The following is a 14423-nucleotide window of genomic DNA, read 5'->3' on the forward strand; positions in this document are numbered from 1 at the left end:
TTAGTTGCTAGCAAATTATTAACAAAAACTGACGAGTACACTTTCTATGGCTGAAACAAACACTAAACAGCCGCGTCTACTGGTGACACTAACAGCGCTATTCGCCGCCTTCTGCGGCCTGTACCTGTTAATCGGTGGCGTCTGGCTGGTCGCGATCGGCGGCTCCTGGTACTACCCGATTGCGGGCCTGGTTATGCTTGGCGTAACCGTCCTGCTCTGGCGTAGAAAACAATCCGCACTGTGGCTGTATGCCGCCCTCCTTCTTGCCACCATGATCTGGGGCATCTGGGAAGTCGGTTTCGATTTCTGGGCCCTGACGCCGCGCAGCGACATCCTGGTCTTCTTCGGTATCTGGCTGATCCTGCCGTTTGTCTGGCGCCGCCTGATTGTCCCTTCCAGCGGTGCCGTTGCAGCCCTGCTGGTGGCGCTGTTAATCAGCGGCGGCATTCTCACCTGGGCTGGCTTTAACGACCCGCAGGAGATCAACGGTACGCTGAACGCGGAGTCCACGCCTGCGGCAGCTATCTCGCAGGTCGCTGACGGTGACTGGCCAGCTTATGGCCGTAGCCAGGAAGGTCAACGTTACTCCCCGCTGAAGCAGATCAACGCGGACAACGTTAAGAACCTGAAAGAAGCCTGGGTATTCCGTACCGGCGACCTGAAAATGCCGAACGATCCGGGTGAACTGACCAATGAAGTGACGCCAATTAAAGTCGGCGATATGCTCTACCTGTGTACGGCGCACCAGCGTCTGTTCGCGCTCGATGCGGCTACCGGTAAAGAGAAATGGCACTTTGATCCACAGCTGAACTCCAACCCGTCCTTCCAGCATGTCACCTGCCGCGGCGTCTCTTACCACGAAGCGCGCGCCGATAATGCCAGCCCGGAAGTCATTGCCGACTGTCCTCGCCGCATTATGCTGCCGGTGAACGATGGCCGTCTGTTTGCCATCAACGCTGAGACCGGCAAGCTGTGCGAAACCTTCGCCAACAAAGGCATTCTGAACCTGCAGACCAACATGCCGGACACCACGCCGGGTCTGTATGAGCCAACCTCCCCGCCAATCATCACCGATAAAACCATCGTGATTGCCGGTTCGGTAACGGATAACTTCTCTACGCGTGAAACCTCCGGCGTTATCCGTGGTTTCGACGTGAACACCGGTAAACTGCTGTGGGCTTTCGACCCGGGCGCGAAAGAACCAAACGCGATCCCGTCTGACGAGCACACCTTTACCTTCAACTCGCCGAACTCCTGGGCACCAGCCGCGTATGACGCGAAGCTGGACCTGGTCTACCTGCCGATGGGCGTATCCACGCCGGATATCTGGGGCGGTAACCGCACGCCGGAGCAGGAACGTTATGCGAGCGCTATCCTGGCGCTGAACGCAACCACCGGTAAGCTGGCGTGGAGCTATCAGACCGTTCACCACGATCTGTGGGATATGGATATGCCGTCCCAGCCGACGCTGGCGGACATTACCGTTAACGGTAAAACCGTGCCGGTCATTTACGCTCCGGCTAAAACCGGCAACATCTTCGTGCTGGATCGCAGCAACGGTAAGCTGGTTGTGCCTGCCCCGGAAAAACCGGTTCCGCAGGGTGCGGCCAAAGGCGATTACGTCAGCAAAACCCAGCCGTTCTCTGACCTGAGCTTCCGTCCGAAGAAAGACCTCAGCGGTGCAGACATGTGGGGTGCCACCATGTTTGACCAGCTGGTGTGCCGCGTGATGTTCCATCAGCTGCGCTATGAGGGCATCTTCACGCCGCCGTCTGAGCAGGGTACGCTGGTCTTCCCGGGCAACCTGGGAATGTTTGAGTGGGGCGGTATTTCCGTCGACCCTAACCGTCAGGTGGCGATTGCCAACCCAATGGCGCTGCCGTTCGTTTCCCGTCTGATCCCACGCGGTCCGGGTAACCCGATGGAGCAGCCGAAAGACGCGAAAGGCAGCGGGACCGAAGCCGGTATCCAGCCGCAGTATGGCGTACCGTTTGGCGTTACCCTGAACCCGTTCCTGTCTCCGTTTGGTCTGCCGTGTAAACAGCCAGCCTGGGGTTACATCTCCGGTCTGGATCTGAAAACCAACCAGATCGTCTGGAAAAAACGTATTGGTACCCCACAGGACAGCATGCCGTTCCCGATGCCGGTTCCAGTGCCGTTCAATATGGGTATGCCAATGCTGGGTGGTCCAATCTCCACAGCCGGTAACGTGCTGTTCATCGCGGCAACCGCAGATAACTACCTGCGCGCGTATAACATGACCAACGGTGAAAAACTGTGGCAAGGCCGTCTGCCGGCCGGTGGACAGGCAACGCCGATGACCTATGAAGTGAATGGCAAGCAGTACGTTGTCATTTCTGCGGGTGGTCACGGTTCGTTTGGTACGAAGATGGGCGACTATATTGTCGCGTATGCATTGCCGGACGAAGGCAAATAAAAGCAAAACGGCAACGAAAGTTGCCGTTTTTAGCAATGCAGGCCGGGTAAGGCGAAGCCGCCACCCGGTTTTTTTTATACGGTAAAACCGAGCATCATCCCCGTATCTTCATGCTCCAGCAGATGACAGTGCGCCATATAGGCAAACTCTTCAGGCGCTTCGTGGTCGAACTTCACCAGCACCTCGCTGACGCCGCCTTCCACTCTCACCGTATCTTTCCAGCCTGCTCGATGCGCTTCCGGCGCTTTACCGTTCTCAGACAGAATACGGAACTGCGTGCCGTGGATATGGAACGGGTGCAGCATCATGTCCCCTTCACCTGAAACCACCCAGCGCTCAAACTGCCCCTTCGTGGCGGCAAACATCGGCGTGTTCATATCGAACGCTTTGCCGTTGATCTTGTTGGCGTTGTGGAAATCGAACCCGTGACCGCCGTGATCCATACCGCCCATTTTGCCGTGGTCCATATTCATGTGGCCCATCATCTGGCCGTGGTGCATTCCCGCCATGGCCTGATTGCCATACTTTTTCATCAGCGCCTGCATGCCCATCATGTCGAGCATCGGGTCCATGGAGAGCTGAAGCTTACGCTGCGTGAGCCCATCCAGCGACGGGAGCGCAGGCAGCGTGGCTAAGGTGTCCGGCAGCGTGCCGGAGGCGGTGATCTGTAGTGGCTGAATGCGCAACACCGGATGCGGTTTATCAAACGGCGCGACGGCCATCCCCATCTGGCTGACAGGCAGCGTTACCAGGTCAAACGGCTTGCCGTCGCTGATGTCCACCAGCACTTCGAAGCGTTCGCCCATCAGCATCGGCAGCTCGCTCACTTTTACCGGTTCCGGCAGCAGGCCGCCGTCGCTTGCCACCACGTAAAGCGGGCGCTTATCGCTAGTGGCGAAGTTCAACGAGCGGGCGTTACAGCCGTTAAGCAAGCGCAGGCGCAGCCAGCCTTTCGGGGCGGCGTGCTGCGGATAGATCGCACCGTTGGCCAGCAGCGTATCGCCAAACCAGCCGACCGCCGCGCTCATCACGTCCAGCTGGTAGTCAATCTGCCCATCAGCGCTGAATTTTTTGTCCTGCACAATCACCGGCACATCGTCGATACCCCACTGTTTTGGCAGGCGCAGGAGACTGCTTTCGTCATCCTCAATCAACACCAGTCCGGCCAGCCCCATTGCCACCTGATGGCCCGTTTTGCCGTGCTGATGCGGGTGGAACCAGCAGGTTGCCGCCCGCTGGTCAGGGGTAAAGGTTACGCTGCGTTTCCCCCCAGGCTTGATAACACCCTGGGGACCACCATCCACTTCGCCCGGGACTTCCAGCCCGTGCCAGTGCAGCGTGGTCTCCTCGGCAAGCGTATTGTGGATATCCACCGTCACCGCTTTCCCTTTGCGTAACTGAAGCGCCGGGCCGAGCAGATTGCCGTTGTAGCCCCAGGTTGTGGCGCTGTGCCCACCGAAGGAGGTTTTACCGGCCTGAACAACAAGCTGAATACGGCTACGGGCGTTTGCGGTCAGTAAGTCAGGAATGGGTAAGGCAGGCCTTTCAGCCGCAAAAACCGCGCGGCTCCAGAGTGGTAATGCGCTGGCAACACCCAGCACAGCGGAATATTTTAAAAAATCACGACGTTGCATGTTCATTTCCTTATTTCCAGCAGGCGATCTTTTGAGCATAAACCCTCCCCTTACCGGAAGGTCAAGTAAAGCGGCAATAATAAAGATCGTCGCACTGGCATCAAGTGTGCTAACGTTAATTTTCCGTGAAGAAGTGGTAGAAGCAATGAAGACGTTTTTCAGGACAATTTTGTTCGGAAGCCTGATGGCAATGTGTGCGAACAGCTATGCGCTCAGTGAAAATGAAGCGGAAGATATGGCCGATTTAACGGCGGTTTTTGTATTCCTGAAAAATGATTGTGGCTACCAGAATTTACCCAACGGGCAAATTCGCCGCGCGCTGGTCTTTTTCGCCCAGCAGAACCAGTGGGATCTCAGCAATTACGACAGCTTTGACATGAAGGCGCTCGGTGAAGACAGCTACCGTGACTTGAGCGGTATTGGCATTCCCACGGCTAAAAAATGCAAAGCGCTGGCCCGCGATTCGCTCAGCCTGCTCGCCTACGTGAAATAACCTTCCCGACGCCCTCTGTTCAACCTATACCCGTGCAACCACGGTTATAGTTAGCTATCATGTTTCGCTCATTTTTTGTGAGCGTTACGGATGTTAACAAAGGAGGAGTCCGCGTATGGCCGACCACACGTTGTGGCATGAAACACTGCATGACCAGTTTGGTCAGTACTTTGCCGTTGATAACGTGCTCTATCATGAGAAAACGGATCACCAGGATCTGATCATCTTCGAAAACGCCGCCTTTGGCCGCGTGATGGCCCTGGATGGCGTTGTGCAAACGACCGAGCGCGACGAGTTTATCTATCATGAGATGATGACCCACGTTCCGCTGCTGGCCCACGGACACGCGAAGCATGTTCTGATTATCGGCGGCGGCGACGGCGCAATGCTGCGCGAGGTTTCACGTCATCGTTCCATTGAAACCATCACCATGGTTGAGATCGATGCGGGCGTGGTCTCTTTCTGCCGCCAGTACCTGCCCAACCATAATGCCGGCAGCTATGACGATCCGCGCTTTAATCTGGTTATCGACGACGGCGTTAACTTTGTTAACCAGACCACGCAGACCTTCGACGTGATTATCTCTGACTGTACCGACCCCATCGGCCCTGGCGCGTCGCTGTTTACTTCCTCGTTCTACGAAGGCTGCAAGCGCTGCCTGAACCCGGGCGGGATCTTCGTCGCACAAAACGGTGTCTGCTTCCTGCAGCAGGACGAAGCGCTCGACAGCCATCGCAAGCTCAGCACCTATTTCGGTGACGTCAGCTTCTATCAGGCGGCAATTCCGACGTACTACGGCGGGATCATGACCTTTGCATGGGCAACGGATAACGACGTGCTGCGTCATCTCTCTACCGAAATTATCCTGGCCCGCTTCCATCAGGCCGGGCTCACGTGCCGCTACTACAATCCGGCTATTCATACCGCAGCGTTTGCTCTGCCGCAGTACCTGCAAGACGCATTATCCACTAAGGGGGTGAGCTAATTGAAAAAGCTTAAACTACATGGCTTTAACAACCTGACTAAAAGCCTGAGTTTTTGTATTTACGATATCTGCTATGCCAAAACAGCGGAAGAACGCGATGGTTACATCGCCTATATCGATGAACTCTACAACGCCAACCGTCTGACCGAGATCCTGTCAGAAACCTGCTCGATCATCGGTGCCAATATTCTGAACATCGCACGACAGGATTATGAGCCCCAGGGTGCCAGCGTCACCATTCTGGTCAGCGAAGAGCCGGTCGACCCGCAGCTTATCGACAAAACTGAACACCCGGGTCCGCTGCCGGAAGTGGTCGTCGCCCACCTCGACAAAAGCCATATCTGCGTTCACACCTACCCGGAAAGCCACCCGGAAGGCGGGCTGTGCACTTTCCGCGCGGATATTGAAGTGTCGACCTGTGGCGTGATTTCCCCGCTGAACGCGCTGAATTATTTAATCCACCAGCTGGAATCGGACATCGTCACGATTGATTATCGCGTGCGCGGTTTTACCCGTGATATCAACGGCATGAAGCACTTCATCGACCACGAGATCAACTCCATTCAGAACTTTATGTCCGAGGACATGAAATCGCTGTATGACATGATGGACGTGAACGTGTACCAGGAAAACATCTTCCATACCAAGATGATGCTTAAGGAGTTCGACCTTAAGCACTACATGTTCCACACGAAGCCGGAAGATTTAAGTGAAGAAGAGCGCAAGGTCATCACCGACCTGCTCTGGAAAGAGATGCGCGAAATCTACTACGGCCGCAATATTCCGGCCGTGTAAGTGTTGCCCGGAGCAGGGACGCTTCGGGGAGTTACTTCTGTTTCATGAACTCACGATAGGCATTCACTACCTGCAGGAAGTCTTCCACGCCGCACAGCGACAGGCTCTCTTCGTCGTAGTAGCTCATCCCCTCTTCCATCTCATCCCCTGAAAACTCAAGCTGGTTGGCGCGCACCATCACCTCTTCGCCATCCATCCACAGGGTGTACTCATGCCCGGCACGTTGCCAGGAGCGTTCACTGCCTTTCACCGTATTTGCCGCCTGTTCGACTTCATCAAGAAGGGCGAGATTTTCTTTCACCTCTTCGTTAAACCAGTGTCCAACGGCTTCGTGCCCCATCGACATGCGCACTTTCACCACACCGGTGATGTCGCGCAGAAATTCGTAATCCATAGCGTTTTCCTCTGCAAAGCCATTAGGGTAATTATCGCAGCAGAGGGAAAGAAAAAAAGCGGGAGAGTTGGGAGGAATGAAAATAAAAAGGTGAGAGCAAGACCCTGCGGCCTGATGCCCTCACCCCGTCCCTCTCCCACGGGAGAGGGTGCAAATACTAAAAACCGTCTCGTAGAGACGGTTTTGCTGATTATACCGCCGTCTGGAAGATCACCCCGTCAGCCTTCTCGGTGTACTGAGAAAGCTGGTCGAAGTTCAGATAGCGATAGGTATCCACCGCCGTCTTATCCACCTGCGCCACGAAGGTCTGGTACTCTTCCGGCGTTGGCAGTTTGCCAATCAGCGCCGCAACCGCCGCCAGCTCCGCAGAGGCCAGGTAGACGTTCGCACCAGTACCTAAACGGTTCGGGAAGTTACGGGTAGAGGTGGAAACCACCGTCGCACCGTCGGCTACGCGCGCCTGGTTACCCATACACAGGGAGCAGCCAGGGATTTCGATACGCGCTCCGCTCTTACCGAACACGCTGTAGTAACCCTCTTCGGTCAACTGAGCCGCGTCCATACGGGTTGGCGGTGCCACCCACAGGCGGGTCGGCAGCTGGCCTTTGTGGGTATCCAGCAGCTTACCGGCGGCGCGGAAGTGGCCGATGTTGGTCATACAGGAGCCGATGAACACTTCGTCGATCTTATCGCCCTGCACGTCAGAGAGCAGACGCGCATCGTCCGGATCGTTCGGCGCACACAGGATTGGCTCTTTAATATCCGCCAGATCGATGTCGATCACCGCCGCGTACTCTGCGTCTGCGTCAGCTTCCAGCAGTTGCGGATCCGCCAGCCATTTCTCCATGCCCTGAATACGACGCTCCAGCGTACGACGATCGCCGTAGCCTTCTGCGATCATCCACTTCAGCAGCACGATGTTGGAGGTCAGATACTCAATGATCGGCTCTTTGTTCAGCTTGATGGTACAGCCTGCCGCAGAACGCTCGGCGGAGGCGTCGGTCAGCTCGAACGCCTGCTCCACTTTCAGATCCGGCAGCCCTTCAATTTCAAGAATGCGGCCAGAGAAGATGTTTTTCTTGCCTTTCTTCTCAACGGTCAGCAGGCCCTGTTTGATGGCATACAGCGGGATCGCGTGAACCAGGTCGCGCAGAGTGATGCCCGGCTGCATTTTGCCCTTGAAGCGCACCAGCACGGATTCAGGCATGTCCAGCGGCATTACGCCGGTCGCTGCAGCAAACGCCACCAGGCCGGAGCCCGCCGGGAAGGAGATACCGATTGGGAAACGGGTATGGGAGTCACCGCCGGTACCCACGGTATCCGGCAGCAGCATGCGGTTCAGCCAGGAGTGGATGACGCCGTCACCTGGACGCAGTGACACGCCGCCGCGGTTCATGATGAAGTCTGGCAGCGTGTGGTGCGTGGTCACGTCAACCGGCTTCGGATAGGCCGCCGTGTGGCAGAAGGACTGCATCACCAGGTCAGAAGAGAAGCCCAGGCACGCCAGGTCTTTCAGTTCATCACGGGTCATTGGGCCAGTGGTGTCCTGAGAGCCCACGGAGGTCATCTTCGGCTCGCAGTATGCGCCAGGGCGAATACCGGCGACGCCGCACGCGCGACCCACCATTTTCTGTGCCAGCGAGAAGCCGCGGTTGCTTTCTGCCACGTCTTTCGCGTGACGGAAAACGTCGGAGTGCGGCAGACCCAGCGCTTCACGCGCTTTGGTGGTCAGGCCGCGCCCGATGATCAGCGGAATACGGCCACCGGCACGCACTTCGTCAATCAGCACGTCGGTTTTCAGTTCGAAGCTTGCCAGCAGCTCGTTGGTTTCATGGTTGCGCACTTCGCCTTTATACGGGTAGACGTCAATCACGTCGCCCATGTTCAGGTTAGAAACATCCACTTCGATCGGCAGCGCGCCCGCATCTTCCATGGTGTTGAAGAAGATTGGCGCAATTTTGCCGCCGAGGCACAGACCGCCGCCGCGCTTGTTCGGCACGTGCGGAATATCGTCGCCCATGAACCACAGTACGGAGTTGGTGGCGGACTTACGGGAAGAGCCGGTACCCACAACGTCACCGACGTAGGCCAGCGGGAAACCTTTTTGTTGCAGCGCTTCGATCTGTTTGATCGGGCCCACCACGCCCGGCTGATCCGGCTCAATGCCTTCACGGGCGTTTTTCAGCATCGCCAGGGCGTGCAGCGGGATATCAGGACGAGACCACGCGTCCGGTGCCGGAGACAGGTCATCGGTGTTGGTTTCACCGGTCACCTTAAAGACGGTCACGGTAATTTTTTCCGCCAGCGCAGGGCGGTTCAGGAACCATTCGGCATCGGCCCAGGACTGCATCACCTGCTTCGCATAGACGTTGCCCGCTTTGGCTTTTTCTTCTACGTCGTAGAAGTTATCGAACATCAGCAGCGTGGAAGAGAGCGCTTTAGCGGCAATCGGTGCCAGCTTGTCGTTATCCAGCGCGTCAATCAGCGGATGAATGTTGTAACCACCCTGCATGGTGCCGAGCAGTTCAATGGCTTTTTCAGGAGTAACCAGTGGGGAGGTGGCTTCGCCTTTGGCGATAGCAGCAAGGAATCCGGCTTTTACGTAGGCAGCTTCATCTACGCCAGGCGGTACGCGGTTGATCAACAGATCTAACAGGAATTCTTCTTCGCCCTTAGGCGGGTTCTTCAGCAGCTCGACGAGCGCGGCCATTTGGGTTGCATCTAAAGGTTTGGGTACAATTCCCTCGGCGGCACGTTCTGCTACGTGCTTACGGTATTCTTCTAGCACGACGGTTCTCCTCGCTCTCATTGTCATATGCGGCGGGCGTTCTCTTCACGCTCCTGTGAGACAGCAGTTTGTAGGGTAAATGCCCGATACCGCGTCGGGCAGCATAGCAGGATTTCTGCACAGTGTTAATCCGTTTACAAAAAAGCAACATTAAAAAGTTTGCTGAATCGTTAAGCATGGTGTAGCGGGGAGGAGAGGTGAATTTTGGGGACAAAAAAACCGCCTGATAGCGGTTATTTTGTTGCCTTGCGGTGGTAGCACACCGGGTTGGCAGATTTGCGGCAATGCACTCGGCATGAATAATGCTCCTGAGTATGCAGATCCGCAAGCACATGTTTTGTGTTTACGAGCCGCCATCCAGTTTCGAATGTAAAAGGATGAAACTGCATTTCACCTCTTTTCAGTCAATTTCGGCTGTAATACTGTTGCCCCCGGCCTGCTTCGCTGGTGTAGCAACCAGTCACCGGGCCCGGAAGCAGTTCCGTAACCTACGCGGCAATGTACTCATTTGCCTAGTTCTGCCTTTTCCGGTGAAGAAGGAACCCGCGTAGCCTGTACAGGAACGCACGCAATGGAGATGCGAATCACTGCGCTGATCGTTGCAATTGGTTTACTGCTTACCGCGCTGCACGGTGGCTGGAACATATCCGACATCACGGTGCTGTTTGTCGTCAACCTCGGCAACTAGCTGCTGGCCGCTCGTAAGAGCGGCCTTCTGAATTCCCGGCGCCTTTTCCCGCATCGCATATAATTGTGTAATAAATACTCACACTCTTTATCCGGACGTACCGGACGCTTCCCAATAAAAGTCAAAACAGTAAAAGACGGGTGAATAATACTCACGCCAACCGTAACGCCTCACGGCACAGCGCCTGTCTCGTTGGAGTCATTTTATGAAGTTGCCCTTTAAGCCACATCTGCTTGTCCTTCTGTGCAGTGCCGGGCTGTTTGCCGCCTCAGGCGTCATGTTTGTCAAAAGTCGTGCAACGGAACCCGTTGCGCCAGCCCCCGTCGCGCAACCACCGTCAGCGCCTACCGCAGCCCAGCCGGCCCCTGTCGTCGCGCCAACCTACACTGCCGCGCAAATCGATCAGTGGGTTGCCCCCATCGCGCTCTACCCGGATGCTCTGCTGTCACAAATCTTGATGGCCTCGACCTACCCGGCCAACGTGGTTCAAGCGGCGCAGTGGTCCAAAGACAACCCCAAAATGGAAGGGGACGCCGCGATTCAGGCCGTTGCCAGCCAGCCCTGGGATCCCAGCGTAAAATCCCTGGTCGCGTTTCCTCAGCTTATGTCGCTGATGGGAGAGAATCCGCCGTGGGTACAAAATCTGGGCGATGCGTTTCTCGCGCAGCCGAAAGATGTAATGGATTCCGTTCAACGCCTGCGCGCGCTGGCGCAGAAGACCGGCGCCTTGCAATCTACGCCTCAGCAGACGGTCACCACGGTAACGAAACCCGCACCGGCAAAAACCAGCACCACCGAGTCAACGTCAACCACCACGTCCGCACCGGCCCCGACGGTGATCAAAATCGAATCTGCCGATCCGCAGGTCGTTTATGTTCCCACCTATAATCCCAATACGGTTTACGGGACCTGGCCTAATACCGCCTATCCGCCAACCTATCTCCCGCCGTCACCCGGGGAGCAGTTTGGTAACAGCTTCGTCAACGGCTTAGGTTTCAGCCTGGGTGTCGCCACTACCTATGCCATTTTCAGCAATATCGACTGGGATGACGACGATGACTGGGACCACCATCATGACGGTGACTGGGATAACCACAGCGGGTATAGCCGCAACGGTGATAACAACATCAATATCAACGTTGAGAACTTCAATAAAATCAGCGGACAGCGTCTGACGGACGCCAACCGTACCTGGCAGCACAACCCGGCCTATCGGGAAGGTGTGCCCTATCCTACGAACCAGCTCAACACCCGTTTCCACTCCACCAGCACGGCGACCGGGCTAAGCTCAACCCAGCAAAAACCGGTTAACCGGGATAGCCAGCGTCAGGCTGCCCTGAGCCAGATGGAGAAATCCACGGGTAAAACCTTTCCCCAAACGGCACGTCCCGGCACGAAAGATCTGCAGCGTCAGGCCTCAAGTGAACAGCTGAAGCAGATTTCCCAGCGAAATAACTACCGTGGCTACGACACCAAACCGCAGACGGCAAAGCGGGCATCCACGCAGCAGCGAGAAAATCGTCAGGCAGCAAGCCAGAGACAGGAGAAACGGGTTTCACAACCTGCGCAGCAACGCGCTCTTCAGCAGCGAAACGGTCAGCTCCGGGCCAATGCACTGAGCGGCAACGACAGCCGTTCCGCCAACTGGCAGGCGCAGCAGCAGCGTGGGGCGCAAAGCAGACACCTCGCCGCTCGTCAGCAGCAGCTACGCCCGGCAGCGGCTGGACGTGCTGAACACCGTGAATTCCGTCATCGCTAAGGGAGCCGACATGAAACGTAAATTACTCAGTGGAATGGTGTTGTTCATGGTCTCGGCGACCGTCATGGCGCAGCAATCCTTCAGCTCACCAGAACAGGCTACCAATGCGCTGGAAAGCGCCATCCGCGATCAAAACGAAAGCGCGATGAGCAACCTGCTCGGTGAGAACTGGCGCGACTTCCTGCCCCCTGAAGGCGTTGATCCTGACGCAGTCGATCGCTTTCTGCGCGACTGGAAAGTCCGTCATAACACCATTGTCGAAGGCGATAAAGCGCATCTGGTTGTCGGAGACAGCGGCTGGCAACTTCCCATTCCGGTGATCAAAACCGCCTCCGGCTGGCAGTTTGACATCAAAGAAGGCGCCGAGGAGATCCTGACCCGCGAAATTGGGCGCAACGAACTTGCCGCCATTGAAGCTCTGCATGCCTACGTGGATGCGCAGCAAAGCTATTTTGCGATGAACCAGAAATACGCGCAGAAGATTGTCAGTTCTGAGGGGAAAAAGGACGGTCTGTACTGGCCCGTCTCGCCCGGCGAAGCGCCAAGCCCGCTTGGCCCGGCATTTAGCCCTAAAGAGCCAGGCGCGGGTTACCATGGCTATCGCTTCCGCATCCTGCCAGATAATCACGGTTTCGCGATGGTGGCGTGGCCTGTCAGCTATGGTCAGACAGGCGTCATGAGCTTTGTAATTAACCAGGACGATCGAGTCTATCAGCGAGATCTTGGAAAGGAAACGGAAGATGCAGTGCAGGCAATCGGGCAGTTTACATCAGAAAATCCCTGGCAAAAGGTAACGCCTTAATCACTGCCCGGCGAAAGTGCTGGGCAGCGGTCACTTTTAATTCAAATTTTATTTAACGAAGCTATAGGTGATATTGCCTTGTAAATTTGCCGGCATTTTTGAAATGTCGGTTCTTGCCTCTACGCCCCACTCAAAGACTTGATCATCATCACGCAACGCGATAAAGCGATAGCCACACGAATAGATAGCGCGAATGTTGTATAATTCATGAGCTACCGGGGTAGTATCTCCGCCTTCGTATTTATCTCCCCAGGCTAATACAGTGCCATCACGACGAAGCGCCGCAAATGCATTCCAGGCACCGCCTGTCAGAGAAACTACATTTGTTACATTTTGGGGCATACGATTAGCGACATGCCCCCAGCAGTATACGTCTCCATCTGATGTTAAAAATGCATAGCTGCCATTAATAGCAGCCTGAACATCGATAATATTAGTCAGACACGCAATTTCTTGTGGCAGCTCGCTTAAGTAATACGATTGTCCCCAAAAAACCACACTACCATTTTTTCTCAAAGCAATGAAAGTTGTATCAGTGCTATGTATAGAAACAATGTCCGACAGGTTTGCTATATTGTCTGGTATATCAGCACCGTATTTAGCACTTCCCCATGCAAAAATATTGCCTGTAGCCCTGAGCGCCACAAATGTACCAGTATTACTGTGTAATGCGATAACATCGTTAACTTCTTTTAAATGAATCGGCAACTCGCCTCCGTATGCACCATCCCCCCATGCGATCACGTGACCATTTTGGGTGATTCCTGCAAAGGCATATTCCGTAGTCTGGATAGCGACGAAATCCTTGCGTTCAGCAATATCTTTCGGAAAATCTTCACGAGGCGCACCGTCTGTCCACTGTACTACCTGATTGTTAGCCCGCAACGCAAGATAAGAATTGCTTCCGCTATCATACCCATATTCAGCTACTTTAATAGCTACTATGTCGGTCAGTGCTGCAATGTGATCCGGCAGAGGATTATTACCATCAACAGACCAGGTAAAAACCTGTCCATTAGAGTTAATGGCGGCAGAAATTTCTCGCCCACCGTAAATAGCCCTAACATTATGATTACGATCGCTGGTCGGAGAAGTACCACCGCTTTCTGGCACACCCCACGCTTCAACAACACCATCATTTTTAATAGCGGCCAATGCGCCACCTGAACCACCAATATTGCTGATATTAATAACGTCACCCAGACGATAGATATCAGAGTTTGCCAGCAGTCGCACGTCGGGACGTGTATCGGTAAAAATGGGGCCAGTATGGCGAGGTGTGGATTCATCCTCATACCACCAATCAACGCTCACGGGCAGTAGAGTCTCTTTATCAAGCGCAATCAGTTTGTGTGTTGAACTTGCCCAAGCATTTCCTAATTGCGTTCTGGCTCCCATAACTTTTAAATCACGAATATCAGATATTGAAACATAACTATTCATAATACATCCTTTTATTGAAAATATACCTTCGAAATAGTTATATACCCTTTAAATATTATGTCAAACCGCTAAATCAATTTTTAGAATATTTTTCCAAACGATATTGATATGAATTTTATATAATAATAATCAATATTGAACTCTAAAACATTTACCTAACAAATTACCGTTAAATGAAGAGGGGAATATTTTATTATATAGTATT

General features: G+C 54.6%; 10 protein-coding genes. 6 read left to right on the forward strand and 4 right to left on the reverse strand.

Annotated elements, in window-relative coordinates; translation table 11 throughout:
- Nucleotides 1–46 precede the first annotated feature (46 nt).
- The gene (locus IM265_RS16080; RefSeq protein ID WP_193030265.1) at nucleotides 47–2437 is read left to right on the forward strand and encodes a glucose/quinate/shikimate family membrane-bound PQQ-dependent dehydrogenase; all 2391 of its coding nucleotides are present in this window, start codon (nucleotides 47–49) and stop codon (nucleotides 2435–2437) included.
- Nucleotides 2438–2511: 74 nt separating this feature from the next.
- On the opposite strand, the gene cueO is transcribed toward IM265_RS16080, so the two are convergent.
- Nucleotides 2512–4071, reverse strand: a complete 1560-nt coding sequence (gene cueO, locus IM265_RS16085; protein ID WP_193030262.1) for a multicopper oxidase CueO — start codon at nucleotides 4069–4071, stop codon at nucleotides 2512–2514.
- Between the two features lie 145 nt (nucleotides 4072–4216).
- On the opposite strand from cueO, the gene IM265_RS16090 reads away from it, so the two are divergent.
- From IM265_RS16090 to speD, 3 genes are all read left to right on the forward strand, one after another.
- Nucleotides 4217–4564 carry a YacC family pilotin-like protein gene (locus IM265_RS16090; protein WP_014882582.1) on the forward strand — a complete coding sequence of 116 codons (348 nt, stop codon included), beginning with the start codon at nucleotides 4217–4219 and terminating at the stop codon, nucleotides 4562–4564.
- A gap of 115 nt (nucleotides 4565–4679) precedes the next feature.
- Nucleotides 4680–5549: a polyamine aminopropyltransferase gene (speE, locus tag IM265_RS16095; protein ID WP_193030260.1), complete on the forward strand. Its 870-nt coding sequence runs from the start codon at nucleotides 4680–4682 to the stop codon at nucleotides 5547–5549.
- The gene (speD, locus tag IM265_RS16100; protein ID WP_028015535.1) at nucleotides 5550–6344 is read left to right on the forward strand and encodes an adenosylmethionine decarboxylase; all 795 of its coding nucleotides are present in this window, start codon (nucleotides 5550–5552) and stop codon (nucleotides 6342–6344) included.
- 31 nt (nucleotides 6345–6375) lie between these two features.
- On the opposite strand, the gene yacL is transcribed toward speD, so the two are convergent.
- Both yacL and acnB read right to left on the reverse strand, forming a co-directional pair.
- On the reverse strand, nucleotides 6376–6738 hold the full coding sequence (gene yacL, locus IM265_RS16105) for a protein YacL (protein ID WP_041911228.1): 363 nt from the start codon (nucleotides 6736–6738) through the stop codon (nucleotides 6376–6378).
- A 190-nt stretch (nucleotides 6739–6928) separates the two neighbouring features.
- A complete protein-coding gene (gene acnB, locus IM265_RS16110) occupies nucleotides 6929–9526 on the reverse strand; it encodes a bifunctional aconitate hydratase 2/2-methylisocitrate dehydratase (protein ID WP_048338844.1) in 2598 nt (865 codons plus the stop codon).
- 893 nt (nucleotides 9527–10419) lie between these two features.
- Between acnB and IM265_RS16115 the strand changes: the two genes are divergently transcribed.
- On the forward strand, nucleotides 10420–11973 hold the full coding sequence (locus tag IM265_RS16115; RefSeq protein WP_193030258.1) for a DUF3300 domain-containing protein: 1554 nt from the start codon (nucleotides 10420–10422) through the stop codon (nucleotides 11971–11973).
- A gap of 10 nt (nucleotides 11974–11983) precedes the next feature.
- Entirely contained in the window at nucleotides 11984–12775 is a 792-nt protein-coding gene (locus IM265_RS16120) for a DUF2950 family protein (protein ID WP_193030256.1), read from the forward strand.
- Nucleotides 12776–12823: 48 nt separating this feature from the next.
- On the opposite strand, the gene IM265_RS16125 is transcribed toward IM265_RS16120, so the two are convergent.
- Nucleotides 12824–14218, reverse strand: coding sequence for a hypothetical protein (locus tag IM265_RS16125; RefSeq protein ID WP_226839459.1), 1395 nt, complete (start codon nucleotides 14216–14218; stop codon nucleotides 12824–12826).
- Nucleotides 14219–14423 lie beyond the last annotated feature (205 nt).

This window comes from Enterobacter cloacae complex sp. P17RS (assembly GCF_014895885.1).
In the GTDB taxonomy this organism is placed as follows: domain Bacteria; phylum Pseudomonadota; class Gammaproteobacteria; order Enterobacterales; family Enterobacteriaceae; genus Enterobacter; species Enterobacter bugandensis.